At 36.9% G+C, this 14,430-nt stretch carries 13 protein-coding genes; 9 read left to right on the top strand and 4 right to left on the bottom strand.

Features of this window, described 5'->3' with window-relative positions; genetic code table 11:
- Positions 1–94: 94 nt before the first annotated feature.
- A complete protein-coding gene (locus tag BUB19_RS17630; protein WP_073096215.1) occupies positions 95–502 on the bottom strand; it encodes a hypothetical protein in 408 nt (135 codons plus the stop codon).
- A 186-nt stretch (positions 503–688) separates the two neighbouring features.
- Here BUB19_RS17630 and BUB19_RS17625 point away from each other — a divergent pair, with 186 nt between their 5' ends.
- A complete protein-coding gene (locus BUB19_RS17625; RefSeq protein WP_143156083.1) occupies positions 689–1,510 on the top strand; it encodes a hypothetical protein in 822 nt (273 codons plus the stop codon).
- Positions 1,511–1,940: 430 nt separating this feature from the next.
- Here BUB19_RS17625 and BUB19_RS17620 read toward each other — a convergent pair whose 3' ends face one another.
- Positions 1,941–2,171 carry a helix-turn-helix domain-containing protein gene (locus tag BUB19_RS17620; protein WP_073096211.1) on the bottom strand — a complete coding sequence of 77 codons (231 nt, stop codon included), beginning with the start codon at positions 2,169–2,171 and terminating at the stop codon, positions 1,941–1,943.
- Positions 2,172–2,354: 183 nt separating this feature from the next.
- Here BUB19_RS17620 and BUB19_RS17615 point away from each other — a divergent pair, with 183 nt between their 5' ends.
- From BUB19_RS17615 to BUB19_RS17600, 4 genes are read left to right on the top strand one after another with little or no spacing between them, the layout of a single operon-like run.
- Positions 2,355–2,681 (top strand): hypothetical protein, encoded by a 327-nt coding sequence (locus tag BUB19_RS17615; RefSeq protein ID WP_073096209.1) that lies wholly within the window; start codon positions 2,355–2,357, stop codon positions 2,679–2,681.
- Positions 2,682–2,705: 24 nt separating this feature from the next.
- Positions 2,706–2,969, top strand: coding sequence for a hypothetical protein (locus BUB19_RS17610; protein WP_073096207.1), 264 nt, complete (start codon positions 2,706–2,708; stop codon positions 2,967–2,969).
- Between the two features lie 6 nt (positions 2,970–2,975).
- Positions 2,976–3,494 (top strand): stage II sporulation protein M, encoded by a 519-nt coding sequence (locus BUB19_RS17605; RefSeq protein WP_084097428.1) that lies wholly within the window; start codon positions 2,976–2,978, stop codon positions 3,492–3,494.
- Complete coding sequence (locus BUB19_RS17600) at positions 3,491–4,030, top strand: hypothetical protein (protein ID WP_073096203.1); 540 nt, start codon at positions 3,491–3,493, stop codon at positions 4,028–4,030. The genes BUB19_RS17605 and BUB19_RS17600 overlap by 4 nt, the downstream gene beginning before the upstream one ends.
- Positions 4,031–4,519: 489 nt before the next feature.
- On the opposite strand, the gene BUB19_RS17595 is transcribed toward BUB19_RS17600, so the two are convergent.
- Complete coding sequence (locus tag BUB19_RS17595) at positions 4,520–5,173, bottom strand: JAB domain-containing protein (protein ID WP_073096201.1); 654 nt, start codon at positions 5,171–5,173, stop codon at positions 4,520–4,522.
- A gap of 1,049 nt (positions 5,174–6,222) precedes the next feature.
- Positions 6,223–7,983: an amidohydrolase family protein gene (locus tag BUB19_RS17585; RefSeq protein ID WP_178371527.1), complete on the bottom strand. Its 1,761-nt coding sequence runs from the start codon at positions 7,981–7,983 to the stop codon at positions 6,223–6,225.
- A gap of 1,068 nt (positions 7,984–9,051) precedes the next feature.
- Between BUB19_RS17585 and BUB19_RS17570 the strand changes: the two genes are divergently transcribed.
- The 4 genes from BUB19_RS17570 (at position 9,052) to BUB19_RS17550 (ending at position 14,426) form a co-directional block, all read left to right on the top strand.
- Entirely contained in the window at positions 9,052–9,720 is a 669-nt protein-coding gene (locus BUB19_RS17570; protein WP_073096191.1) for a transposase, read from the top strand.
- Between the two features lie 891 nt (positions 9,721–10,611).
- Positions 10,612–12,198 carry a membrane dipeptidase gene (locus BUB19_RS17565; RefSeq protein ID WP_073096189.1) on the top strand — a complete coding sequence of 529 codons (1,587 nt, stop codon included), beginning with the start codon at positions 10,612–10,614 and terminating at the stop codon, positions 12,196–12,198.
- A gap of 282 nt (positions 12,199–12,480) precedes the next feature.
- Positions 12,481–13,032, top strand: coding sequence for a hypothetical protein (locus BUB19_RS17555; RefSeq protein WP_143156082.1), 552 nt, complete (start codon positions 12,481–12,483; stop codon positions 13,030–13,032).
- Between the two features lie 266 nt (positions 13,033–13,298).
- The gene (locus BUB19_RS17550; RefSeq protein WP_073096183.1) at positions 13,299–14,426 is read left to right on the top strand and encodes a hypothetical protein; all 1,128 of its coding nucleotides are present in this window, start codon (positions 13,299–13,301) and stop codon (positions 14,424–14,426) included.
- Positions 14,427–14,430: the final 4 nt, after the last annotated feature.

The raw sequence follows: 14,430 nt of genomic DNA, 5'->3' as shown, positions 1-14,430 counted from the left end.
GACCTTTTCCTTTAATAAAAATTAAAATCTCCCCCTGGTCAAATCATATGAATCCAGGAGGAGAATCTTAAGGCTAAAATTAATTTTACATATCCTACAATAAGGATTGGATTGGAACACCAAGCTCAAAGTCCAACTTCACTTTGACCTTCAATAGGCAGTTTAATTCCCCTTCTTCCTGGTTAAAGAAAAAAACAGTACCTGCAAAAGGCAAATCCAAATAGAGATGAATGCTATGCTCGAATTCCCCATTCTGATAAAAATAGTTTTCTATCCTTTCCTTCATGTGGCCCAGCTGCGTTTCCAATTCATCCAATGAAATCTCGACCTTTGCACAGGTGTAAGCTAAAGATGGGACCCGATTATTACCTTCCCGGGTAAAGTGGTTGTCTGCGATGAATGAAATTAATTGGTGATATGGATGCCTACGGCTAAACATTTTCCAAAGAAAATCACCCCTGTGAAACATTTCCTCATAGAAATCTAACAATTCCTTTTTCATACAATAAAATTTTGATTTGACAATGTCGGAAGGGATTTTCCCCACCAAAACATAGGGGGGTATACTTCACCATGGGTAGGGGGGCAAAAATTATTTTTCAATTTTTTTTTATAAAAATATTTTACTGTATTATTTTGATATGCAATCATTTACAACCCGGTACTGAATATTACTATGCTCAAAAACATGGCGAATCCTGAATTGGAAGCAATCATCAAAGAAATATCAAATAATGGGTCAATAAATCTGATTGTCCCTGCTAATCTTACTAAGCCTGACCCCCTGGTGGTGGCATTAAAAAATCATTTAAAATCAAAAGACCATAGAACTTCTTACGAAAGGAAGGGGATCATATCTACCAGGTCTGGTTACTTCAATACCTCGATTAAGTTGGAAAACCTCAATAGGGCTTTACCAATTATCGATACCTTCGTTAAGGCCCTAAAAGGACGAAAACATCAACTATTAATTGGGGATAAAACTTTTGTAAAAATTAACGATGAAAAAGTAGAGATAAGATTTTGGGAGAAATGCCGGAGCGAAAGAAAAAAAGAAAAAAGTTGGGATACCCGGGAGTTAATTCCCACAGGTCATCTTTTTATTCAATTGATTGATATGTGGGTGATAAAAGAATGGGGCGACACTCCCTACACTTTACTTGAAAACAAGCTGGGGAGGATTATTGGTGCTATTGAATACTTTGCCAAAAAGGAAGCAGAAGAAAACATCAGGCGGGAAATTATGAGAAAAAAATATGAAGAGGAGGAAAGGGTTAGAAAAGAAATCAAGCAAAAAAAAGATGATGAACAGAAAAGGTTCTCGGAATTGTTGCAAGAAAGTAAGCGGTGGGCAGAAGCACAGCAACTGAGGGCTTATCTTAGTTTTATTGAATCTAATTGCTCATCTAAAGAAAATTTGTCAACGTGGATTGAATGGGCTCGTGCTAAGGCTGATTGGTATGATCCATTAATCAAGAATGAGGATAAATGGATGGACGGCTTTAGTTAGGTGTCACCACCTTCAAACGGGTCTTTAGTTTTGCTATTCAGAAAGGATTTCCCTACCAAATACCTAGGGGGTACCTTACCTTTCGTTGGTGTGTGTTGTATTTTCTGAAATTTTTTTTTGCTTTTTCCCGATCAAATATGACAAACCAAAAAAAATGCACTCGAATATGTGGTATCCGGTGCATTTCATGTTCAAGGGTAACAAGGGTTTGAGTTAACCCACACAAAATCTAATATGTTGTTAGATGAGATGGAGTAATTATAAGTTTTAAATTAATTTATTCAATTACAGTTCATCGATAACAGAAATACTATGTTCTCTCGCTTGGGAGAATCGTATTTTATTTCCACTCTAAAACGATGGGTTAATTCTTCTATTCAGTGAAAAGAAGGAATGGTGTTTGATTTTTTGGAGGGGGTGAATTTTGACATTATGCCTTATCTTTCTTTTCCCTCAACCCCAACCCCCCAAACAACTCCTTAAACATCTCCCCAGGGTCCACATTGATGGCCAGGGCGATCAGGTAGAGTTCGTCGGCCCGGAGTTTGGCGGAGTCGTTGGAAGTCAGCTGGGTTAGGCGGGATTTGCTGATGCCCGTGCGCCGGGAAACTTCTGCTTTGTTTACCGTCCTTTTGGCTAAATACAAGCCCAAATCTGTCATGGATGTATCGTTTTAGAATACATCAATTTAGCTATCCGATACTTTTGTTACTAAAAATCAAATAACTGTTTTGAAAATAGGTATATTTTCTATATTATTGTTTAGAAAATAGAAACAATCGTTTTATATTTTAATACAACTAGGGTTCGGGGTCTTAGAGTCCACCGGTCCTGATTGAGAAATATGGAGAAAAAAGAATCGTTTACCTGCCCGCATTGTGACAAAAAGCTGCCCTTTCGGGTAATCCTGAAAGTCAAAAACGATCATGCCTTTGCCTGTCCCAGGTGCGGGGGTGCTGTGGTTCCGCAGAAAACCAAATCCTTCACCTGGGGCTATGTGATCGGATTTTTGTCGTTTGTGGTACCCGAACAAATTGTATTCTACCTGCACGAAGATATCGTGATGGCATTCCTGATCGGATTCGTCCATGCCCTCACCGCATTTGGCCTGGTATCCTTGTACCTCTATTTCAATACTAGATTTTCAAAAGCCATTTCCTTTTTTATTTGATTCATTCACTAAAACAAAACAAGTATGAAAACTAAAATGAAAGGTCTGTTTATCCTGATTGCCATTTGTGGCAGTTTCGCGATGGGAAGTGTGGAACAAGCCGCGCCTAAAGAAGGAGAAGTTTGGGCGGGAATTAGTTACCTGGCCGCACGAAGAGGCGCTTCGGCTGAAGCTGGATTGGCCATCAATGCCATTGGCCTAATAGATGCTGCCGCATGGGGCTTTGGCGTTGGCATGGTGGCAGGCCCTGCCGGAGGGATGATCGCAGGAGCCACTGCCGGTATGTAGTGAGCCATGAACGCTAAACTCCTTACCCTATCAGCTGCCGCCGTCTACCTGACCGGGATGCTGGTAGGGTATTATATGGATTCTGATTTTGATTTTAGCCTACCGGAAGTCCAGCCAACGGTAGCAATGATGGCTGATTCCAAATCAAAGTTGTTCTGTTCCATTGCCGGAAACAATATATCCGTGGCCCTGATCAATATAGCTGGTGGTTTTTCCCTGGGCACCATTTCTATTCTGAATACTTTTTACAATGGTGCCGTATTGGGTTATGCCCTATCTGTGGCAGGGGAAAATTTTTCATCTATCTTAATTATAAGACACCTGCTCCCCCATGCCATCGAAATCGTGGCCATCATTCCTTCGGGTTCGCTTGGGTTTTACCTCGGACTATATCTACTCAAAAAATTCATACTTGGAAGGAGCCATCAATTTGACTACCAAAAGTTCTTGATCCTCTCAGCCACTACCCTGGTCATCCTGTTATTAGCCGCTGTTTTGGAAGTTTATGTCAGTTTCTCCGGATGAAAAAATACCTGCCTTATATCGTTCTATTTACCCTTTCCATCCTGTTTTACTGGATATCCAGCCGGTCCTATTCTCTTCAGTCCGGTGAATTGGAAAATATGGAGCTGTTCAGGTTGTTTCGGGGCATCAGCAATCTGATTGGCCTTTTTGTTCCCTTGATGCTTTTTGTCTTTTACATGCTGACATCCGGACTGATGTTTACCCTGCTGAATGAAAAAGTCAATCCCGAGAAGATGGGCTTTGCCATTACCATATCATTCATTCCCATTATTCTCAATTGCCTAATTTATCTCCTTGTCTTGTATGGAATCGAAGATGGCGGAACGCTTTCGGAAATGCTTCACCAACCCTCATTTATGGGATTGGGGCTGTTAGATATGGAGGAGTTGAGTTATATTTTCTGGTTGGGGTTTTACCTGTTTTTTGCCATTTTGTTAGGGCATGAATTTGAACTGGGAGTTAGTAAAGCCCTAGCCATTAGCTGTACCCCTACCCTATTGGTGGTTCTACTTAGGTGGGCTGTGGGTTTATATTGATATATTTTTAGGTAACACAATTATAACAGTATTAATGAAATGAATTGACCAAAATTGCATTTGGATGGTCGATACCACTATTGAACCCTGGTTTTAACTGATTTGGCTTCCTACCATATATTACCCCTGTCACTTTTTTGCTGCAGGTCAAAAAAGTAACCAAAAAACCCCGCCGCTGTGCATCTTTTGGCTAAATTCCGGACCCCACCCTCACATAGGCAAACTCCTCGGGGTTTTAAAATTACTCCATAAAAGATTCATATTTCACTCAAACCCCTCGTCAAACATGCCTCTGTTCTTCCCACCGCACTGCCCGGAATTTTTAACGCCAAAATCTGCAAGGCGGAAGATAAAAAAGTGAAAATATTTAAGGATCATGTTTCTGAATGCTATTTAAAGTACTTTAACCAGCAGATGAGTGGAATTTGGAACAAAGTGAATGAGATTTATCAAAACTAAAATCCCATTCACTTGTTTAAAAATGAAGGCCTATATCAGGCCTTCATCTGCAAAACTGAGGTAGGAAGCATCGGTAAAAATCAAATGATCCAGGACCGGTATTTCCAGGCTTTTTCCGACTTCAATCAGCCGCTGCGTTAGCCGCTTGTCCGATTCGGAAGGGTTAAGATTTCCGGAAGGGTGATTATGCACCAGGATCAATCCCGAGGCAAGGTAATCCAAAGCCTTCTTGAAGATCAACTTGGGATCCGCCAAGGTACCGTAAGTTCCTCCTGAACTGATCTTATGGAGTTTTACCACTTGATTATTTCGGTTTAATAAAACGATGTAAAAGTGCTCCACAACTTCATCGAAGAGATACGGCTTCATACAATTGTACACATCCTGGGAACAGTTGATTTTGATTCTTTTATCCGGTTGTTCAACCATTCTTCTTCTTCCCAGTTCAAAGGAAGTGACCAGTGCTGTGGCCCGGGTAAATCCGATGCCCTCTATTTTGAGAAATTTTTCCATGTCCCATTTGGCGAGTTCCGAAAGCCTATTATCTGCCAGTTTAAGGATCTCCCGGGCTTTGTCTACCCCGATATTGGCGATGGCGGCGATGAGATGGTAGTCCGTCATAGCGGATTTCCCCTGGTTGTAAAGCATCTCGGTGGGTTCTGATAATAAATTGAAACGTTTCATAATGTTCTTACCGACTTTAAAACTCCTGGCACTGGAGGGCTAAATGAATGATAAGCCCATCCCATGGGGAGTTTTTCACTAAGCGCAAGGAGGAACGGAATAAAGCATCTCAGTCAATCAGATCCTATTATGCCGTAGTTCCTTGGAATATTTCAGACCCTCAATTCGGATGCATGTGAAAAATAGCCCATAACTTTGGTGGGTCATTGGTTTATTTAAATTCAGCTCCACCAGTACTTACCTATGGGGATCAATGTCCCCGGTTTTCCTTACCGGTCACCACATCAACGTTTTACCTAAATGCAGCGCAAGGCGGTTTAATAGCCGCTCCGGCAAGCAGCCATCGGAGGGCCTATCTATTGTATAACCAATAATCCTCCATCCATTTCAAAGCATTAAGCCCCTAGGGGCTGATTCAAGTCACACCCAGTATGCAGCTACAAGAAGTTGGCGATTTCGGAGACGAAAACTGTCTACCACCGCTGAACTTGACACGAAGCACAAAGCTTCATTTAACCACTTAAATGCAAATTTCTTTTAGGTGCTGTCAATGCCACACGTTCAATCCCTTATGGTCAAAATAAATGACAATATCGTTTTCAGCTTATTTTTCTTTTTATTATGTCGTAAATTTAAAAGCATTGCTGTCAAGCCAGGAATGCATAAAACTGTCATAACACTTTGGAATGTGGCTGTAGAGTGTATAGATTTGGCTATGGCAATGACAAACAATCAAAAGGTTTCCCCATTTATAAGACAACCACCAATAATGCATTGAAGCATATTTATCCTTTTAGTATAAAGTTTTCAAATTCACCTATGCTCGTTGATCCTAATGGAGATTCACAGAAAGCACACTTAATTCTTACACAACTCCATCAATTCTTCTCTGGTAGCCTTCAAAATAGAAAAATCAAATTTTAAACGCTTTAGTCTTAAATTATCAAAAAACTTGACCTTCAATGTGTTTTTTGCTTTTAAAACCTTTTCTGATTGTAGGTATTAAGGTGCCAGCCCTCTATTGTTCTTGATCATAACCTTATCAATATTTAAATTTTAATCGAACCATGAAGTTTATTATTTAAGAATTTTCTTGGATTTGTTCTTGCAATTAGGTCAAATTCTTCTTCGGCTAAGTGACTCAAAATATCTGAATAAATATTCTTCTCTGATTTATGATTTCTTACAACATAGAAATCAGTACCAAACAATACTTTTTCTTTCAAATTAGTATTAAGCATTGTTAACTTGAGTAAAGGCTGAATACTAGAACTGTGTATGATGTAGCTTAAATCTGAGTACACATTGGAATACTGCAACATAAGACTGGAAATAATAGAATACCAGTCCACATATTTCCAGATTTGTTCAATTTTCCCTGGCCGGTGTCCTCCTTCCTCATCAACTAAAAATTTTATCCCTACAGTAGGATTTTTGATTAACTGACTACTGTAATTATCTCTGTCAAGCTCTAAAAATTTATTCCATTCATCATCACCACCATAATGACCAAAACATATTTTCAAATGATTTAAATTATGTTTCAATTCTGTCTCCATATTGGAAAATCCGAATAACTCGCGAATCTTGCTATCCTTGGACCCACCAACAAGTTTCCTAAGATACGTTTCTTCAAGAAGACATAAATAATTTAATGGATGAGTAAAATTATTAATGAATTCACTATTAGGAATTTCATTTAATTTTAAAGGCTCATATTCTTTATTGAATCCCATCTCTTCAAAAACAGGATGCTCATCCCATTCCTTCTTTTTGCTTCCCCGATAAAAAATAGTCCCTCTAATACAGTGGGTCATTATCGGCAATTCATTATCGGCAGCATATTTCCACAACGGTAGAAGAACTTCTTCAAAGGGGTAGTATCCTAAGGCAGGATAGATTTTAAATCCACTGAATTTATTCCCTTCAATATAGGTTTTAATAAAGCAGTCTTCCAAAACCACCTGCCCGTCCTTAACACTATAATTAAAATGTTTATTTCCCTCATCAATAATTCTTCTTGAGTCAATAAAAACAAAAGGGAAAAACAAATCCTTAGTACTTGAATTATCTTTTATCGATTTTAATTCAGCCATTTGCGATTGGTAAGTGAATTCTGGATTGAGCTTTCCTGCTTTCATATACTCCATATCCATTGGCAACACTACAAAACCGGTTCCCGGAGGATATTGAGTAATTAATCGACTTAATATTGTTTGTTGCTTGTGGCGAAAAGCAAAACGTCCTATAAGCATATAACGTTCAGCCAAATCCTTACTTTTTGGTCCTGGTAGCCTGCCAAGAAATGTCCAAATTGATTTGAGGATAAAAAACACCGGTTTCCTTCCCGACTTAAATAAGAAAAAAAACAGGAAAAGGATTAAAAGTTTCCCGAAAAATGATTCTGGAATATATAGTAAACTATGATTTGCTACCCATTCTTTAGATTGTTGAACACTGCCCCATAAAACAGTCTTTTTTCCAAAAATCAGGGAGATCCACTCATTCAAGATAAAAATCACCTGTATACCCAAAAGAACTCCCACTACAATTCCAATTAAACTATTGTACCAATATCGATTACCGAGCATTTTGATTAAATAGATTCTTTTCAAAATCGATTTATACCAGGGTTTATACTGCCAGGTGTTAGGATATTTATACCAGAACCTAAAACCTTTTACAATACAGGAAAGAGAAAGAAAATAATATAATGGCCAAAAAACAAAAGTTTTAGCTAGGTAGGGCGGAACATAATCTCCAGTGAAAATATGGGTATGGCAGTTTATTATTGGTGGTTTTTCAGGCATAATCATATACTTTCATTATTAAACATTTAAAATGAACCTCAAACAACAGGATGTTCAACAATCAATCAAAGTAAATTGTAAAGCCTTGGAGACTTAACTACTTATTTCAACTAGTTAAAATATACTCCAAGAAGCGTTTCAACCTCAGATTTACAAGCTACCTATCTCGTTATTCAATAAGAAGATTTTTGACTGTTTTCTTTTAAAAACTGACCAATTATAATTTGAAGCAAATAGTAATGAAGTCTAACCAAATTACAATATTTTAATACTAAACTCATTGATTATTTCTACAAAAGTATGCTAGGGTTTTATCCTGACATTTTGATCCTTAAAAGTTTTTAGCCCCTAAAAGGATATGATAAATTTACTTTAATTTTTTGTTTCTCCAAGACTCTTCGAAAACGAGATCGCCCTCATAGTCCAGTATCTTCTCGGGAAAACTTCCACTACTTGTATAATTCACTCTCATCAGACCGCCACCCGCGGTATAACTTAATAGCATGGACTCCCCCTACAGTGGGTACTCAATGCTATTAAGTTAAGAAAAATAGGCCTTTAACCCCAAAAAAGCCGATTCCCCTTATGAAAACCGGCCTTCTTTAAGTAAATTATGTATTTTAAAACATATAACTATGAAGGTACAAAATACCAACTCAAACACGACGGGTATTTCTTTGCGATTGTCCAAAAAAAAATCTTTGATAAATTTCAATCGACTGAACATCTGTCATTTTACTGTCCGGATTCCGCCTATTTTTCCAGAACTTCACCGCTTGATTTTCAGACTGTCGCACTTTCTGTTCTTAAGTTGTTTAAAAAATCAGCGGAAATTGTATCCTCAAAGGTTCCTTCCTAGCTCGGTAAACAGGCTGTTACCGGTAGTGCCTTTACCCAGGCGAGGTATAAAATCGATTGGAGGTTCTTTTCCGATCTTTGCGCTATCACTTCCCAGGCTTATTAAAGTTTTTCTATCCCTCAGATGAAAGGGATACCGGATTCTTGCCGGGGACGGCAGTACTTTAAATCTGCCCGCTTCCAAACAGATCCGGGGATATTTCGGAGTGTATGCCAATAGTGCAGCGATTGACCTGTGAAAGAAGGACCTTTTGCATTCGGATGTCCACCGGGATGTCCAATTCTGCCAAAGGGGTAATGGCTGACAGCAGGATAGATTTTACCGCCGAATGGATACCCAGTAAAAAGGAGCAGAAAAACTCAAAAAGAGAAAACCCGATACAGGTAAGGATAACCAAGGCTGTCCTGGAAACCGGCGAAACCGAGCTACTGGTCAGTAATTTGGAAGAAAGTAAATTTAGTACTGAGGATTTAGTAACCCTTTATGGAATGAGATGGGGTGTGGAAGAAGGAATAAAAAACTTGAAACCTAGGATCAAAGTGGAACAGTTTGGTTGCAGGAAACCGGTGGGGATTTATCAGGAATTTTACGCCCATATACTGGCCATGAACATGGTGGCCCTGACAGGAATGGCTGCTGGCAAGGAGATCAAAAAGAAGAACGCAAAAAGGAAACTGACCTATAAATACAATTGGAAAAATACTTTTTTACACCTAAGAGCCAAGATTGTAAAGCTATTCATCCGGGAATGTGTGGTAAAGATTCTGGATAACCTCATCATTAAAGTAGCCCTAAATCTGGTAGCTGTAAAAAAGGGAAGGAAATTTCCTCGAAAAGACACAGACGAGCCTACCCGGGTCAATCAGTACTATAAATAGGAATCAAAAATCAGTGGACAAACAAAACCGTCAAATATCACCACAAAATAAGCTCTTGAAAAAGGGGAAAGGAAAAGTATGCCCATTACATGATAATTGGTCGAGAAACAGAACCTGAAAAATTAAAAAAACATTTTCAGACAAGAAAATGGTAATTCGAAAAACTTAACTTAATTGAGTGGGTACTGGCCTCACTATACAAAAGTAGGGCAAAGGCACTATGAAGGCTCAAAGTTGGACATATTTCCCAGCACCGAAATATGAAAGAGGATTAGAATAATTAAATAAACTTTAGAAAATATTTTTATCTAAAAAAGCCGAAAACATTTTTTTTTAAAAAAATTTTCTTAAATTGAACAGACTTGTAAAATCTACAGCAAATAAGGGAACCCTTACAAATTAATTGATAGAGTTCTAATAGCTACCGGTAATTTTGAGTTTTAATCTCTAAGATTTTCACTTATTATTTTACAGTCTCTTAAAGATTTCCTAAAATTAAGTGTTTCTTACCCTCAAAAATTATTTCAATTAAATTTTAAAAGAAAAAACTCAGGAATTTGCCAACTCATGCTTTCTGAGTGAATGGCACTGAAGTCAAATTTCAATTCCTTTAATAATACAGCCATCTCCCTGGGAGAGTTTCTTAAGTAATAGCAAAATAATCCGGAAATGCTCGTTCATGTTTGCGTGGACCTCCAGGAAGCTTGCATGAATCCAAATATCTGTTGTACAAAGATATTCGAAAGAATGATTCAAACCCTTAATACAGCAAAAATATTTAAATATAGAGAAGTAAAATGAATCGTAAAATAATTGAAAACACTTTAACTACTATTAAAATAATAATTTTTCTGAAATCAAAATTTTATAACTTAATTCATTATTATTTATATGGTAAATTTAGATATCCGATTTGATTTACATGTTCACCCCAGTTCAAAATCATTTTTAACGAATGAAGATAGGGCTGATAAAAAAAGTCCGTGGAAGAAAGTAAAGGTTGGACCTTGGGGAGTACTTGCTCCAATACTGAAATCTCAAAGTAATTTTTCAAAATTTTTTAAAGGTAATGTACGTTTAGCAGTTTTTCCCATAGTTCCAATAGAAAAAGGATTTTCAAACTATTGGCTAATCAGGGATATTATTAACATATTTTCAGCATTAAATAAAAAATTTCTTAAAAATATAAATGATGGAGTTTATTCTTACAATGAACTATTTTGGGATGAATGGGAACATTTAAATTCTAAACTAATAAAGGGAGAGAAACGAGTGAAAATTCTAACTTGCATAGAGGATTTTAACCCTGATGAATCAATTATAAATGGAATAATAAGTATAGAAGGAAGTCATGCAATTACAGGGAGCACAGGACAAGGTAATATAATGTTAAAAAACCTTACCGAAATCAAAAAATTTCCTGACTTTACCATTCTGTATCTAACTCTTACTCATTTAACCTGGAATTACATATGCAATCATTCATATGGTGCTAAAATTACGAAAAGTGTCGTTTTCCGTCCATTAGAAAATCAAAAAGGCATTAGCAAAGATGGCATAGATATAATTAATCTATGTTATAATACCAGCGCTGGGAAGCGTATTCTGGTCGATATAAAGCACATGAGTGCATACGCTCGATTCCAGTTCTACCAACATAGGAAGAACAATGGATTTAGTGATATCCCCATTGTTGCTACCCATATGGGCTTAGCAGGTTTCAACGTTAAGGAAATCGAAAAGCATATAGAGGTAGTTCAAGATCAAACTCCATATAAAGTGGTAGTCTATAAAGAAATTTGTGGAATTAAAGGTAAGAAGCAAGACGAAGAAACTAATTTTAACCCTTGGTCAATCAATCTATTTGATGAAGAGATTAAAATTATTCTTGATTCCGATGGCTTGATCGGCTTAAGTCTAGATCAACGTATTCTGGGATTTGGAAAGACAAAATTGGAATTTTTTCAAGCTGATGAATTCAATGAACTGTTAAAAGGACCTTTTAATATTGAGAAGGTTAAGTCATCAAATCCTGTTAAATACGCATCTACTCCTGAAGATTTAGACCTAATCCAATCTCTGATGGATGAGCCAGAGGAATTTGATGATGAAACATTTTCTGACGAAAATAAAGCCTTCTTAGAAGAAAAACAACTTAGACACTTATGCAATACCATATTACATGCAGCTTCTGTCGGAGGCAAAAAAACTTGGAAACACCTTTGTATAGGTTCTGATTTTGATGGACTTATCAAACCAATTAATTCGTGTAAATCTATTAAGGATTACCCAAAACTCGAAAAGGATTTGATCAATGAATTACCGGCTATGGCTAAAATAGGACAAAATAATAACCCTGGTCTTAATTATCATATTGAAGATATTAGGACACAGGTTCGGGATATCATGTACAATAATGGAAAGCAATTTCTTGATAAATATTTTACAAAACAATATCTTAATAGTGGAAAAATATAAGATTCAATTAACAAAAGTATTAGTTAGCTGATACAGTTTCACTTTAATTTTAAGAAATTCAGAATTAAAAACTACCAAAAAAACCTGTTTGATTTGGCAGTTTATTGTAAAACAAAGATATATAATAGAAATAGGTAGGTTGAAACTAAAATTATTTATTCCTAACAATAAAATAAAAAATACTTTTGAACTATTATTAAAATTAAGGATTACATAGTTAGAGTTACTAAGAATATCGATAATTTTGAATACTGTGTAGAAAACGAAATACATTTTAAAAAAATGGAAACAGTAAAAATCATCTCAATAATAGTTGCTGTTGTAGTAGTTACAATTTGTTGCTTTGTCGCATTTATGACAACACTTCTTAGAGAATCAAGTTCTAAGTCTTCTCCTTACAGCTTTTCAAGATGTCAGTTGTGGTTATGGACTTTGATAATATGCCCTGCTTTCGTCTTAAATTGGGGATTTAAGAACACCAACCTTCCGCAAATTAACCAGACCTCCTTAATTCTTTTAGGTATCACTATAGGCATAGGATTAACCGCAGGTATTGTGAGTGCGACTCAAAAAGCATCTGCTAAACCAACAACTTTATTAAAGTCTAATTCAACAACAACGCAAGGTTTTTGGATTGACATATTGCTCGATGATAATGGACAGTTTTCAGTTGGTAGATTACAAAATCTACTTTTCACTTTAATTTATATTACGATTTACGTTTCTTTGTTCTTTAAGGGTCGAATGGAATATCCCAGTTTTGATGAAACCGCATATGTTTTAATGGGGATTTCATCAGGAGGTTATTTAATTGGTAAAGGGATGAACAAATAAGCCAACCCACAAAATGTCAAGTGAAAGATACCCGATTATCTCTACTTTAGAATTGTTCGATTTTAAGGGTAGAAGGCAGGGAGGTATTCAGTATTTTCAAATTGTAGTATGAAATTTAATCTCTTACCTAAATGAACTTAACCATCCAATCGATTGCCCTGACACCTTTTCAGATAATATTTTCATGAATTGGTCAAATCGTGTTATTCCATGAACTATATAATCCGCAAAAATTAAAGATATATAGAACTATAATCTTCCAAGTAATGAAAAATCCCAATTCACATATCAAGATTGCTTTCCGAAAAGTACAATCCGCTCTTATGTCGTCATGGACCGATTTATTTTTTAGCAAATCAGTAATATTTATCATCCTTCTGATTTTTGTTCAGCGGATAAGTATCGCTCAGGAACTTCCCGAACCATTAAACAATCTTCCCGATGCGCTAAGGCAAGAAGCCAAAAGACTAACCGAAAATACTGAGGACAACTGGCCCGTCCATGACGTCAGGATCAGAATATTTGGGAGTAAAAACCTGCAGGCTATTATTGACGAAGGCAACAAAAATTTCAATGTCAATAGACAAAATAAAGAGTTGTTTCTCTTGCAAAGTATGGTTCGAAATGAAAAAATTAAACTTACTTATATCAAAGATGGAACCACCAATTCGGTTGAATGGGACCCCAACAAGGTTGACGATGAACGATTACGATTGCTCTTTTTTATTGCGCTAATTGCTAAAAATAAAGATCTAAATTATCAAATCAATTATGATCCTACAACTTTATTGATTGTACCCCCTAGTTCAATTCTTGAATTGAATATTAGCTACGAACATAGTTTGATTTTTAATAATACGCAGCTTAAACAAGAACGAATTGTACAGAAATGTCTGGTAGATGCTGACAGCATGATAACACTACCGGTGTTTTATGAAAGCATAAACAGCAATGTAGCGCCTGCCATCAGGGAATCGGATTCAAGCGTGTGGTTTGACGCACAGTCCAATACATATAAAATGAATGCTGCCGGGCTGAACTATCATCAGGTTGAGAAAAAGATCACAGACTTTTATTACCAGCGGATTGGTGAAGGGTCACAGGTGTCGGATATCTCAGTGAGGATTACCCCTGAAAAGTACTTTTCTACGTTACGAGTCAATTACAAACGAAAGTGCTACGAGCTGAGCTATGCGAACACAAGCTTCGGTAAATTTTTCGCTGATGAGACGATACGTGCCAGGATCAGGTTAAGAAAGAAATTTATCAAAGGAATTATTTTTTCAAGGCCTAATACCTTGGGCACCGATCCGAAACGAGAGGCCCGCTATCATCCAAGTCGGAATTTCGATGAAGAATCTCTTTATCCGGGAGACATTATCTACTTAAAGTAATCTG

The organism is Cyclobacterium lianum, from assembly GCF_900143075.1.
GTDB lineage: Bacteria > Bacteroidota > Bacteroidia > Cytophagales > Cyclobacteriaceae > Cyclobacterium > Cyclobacterium lianum.
The sequence above is the reverse complement of the archived record's forward strand: the minus strand, read 5'-3'. Positions and strand labels throughout refer to the sequence as shown.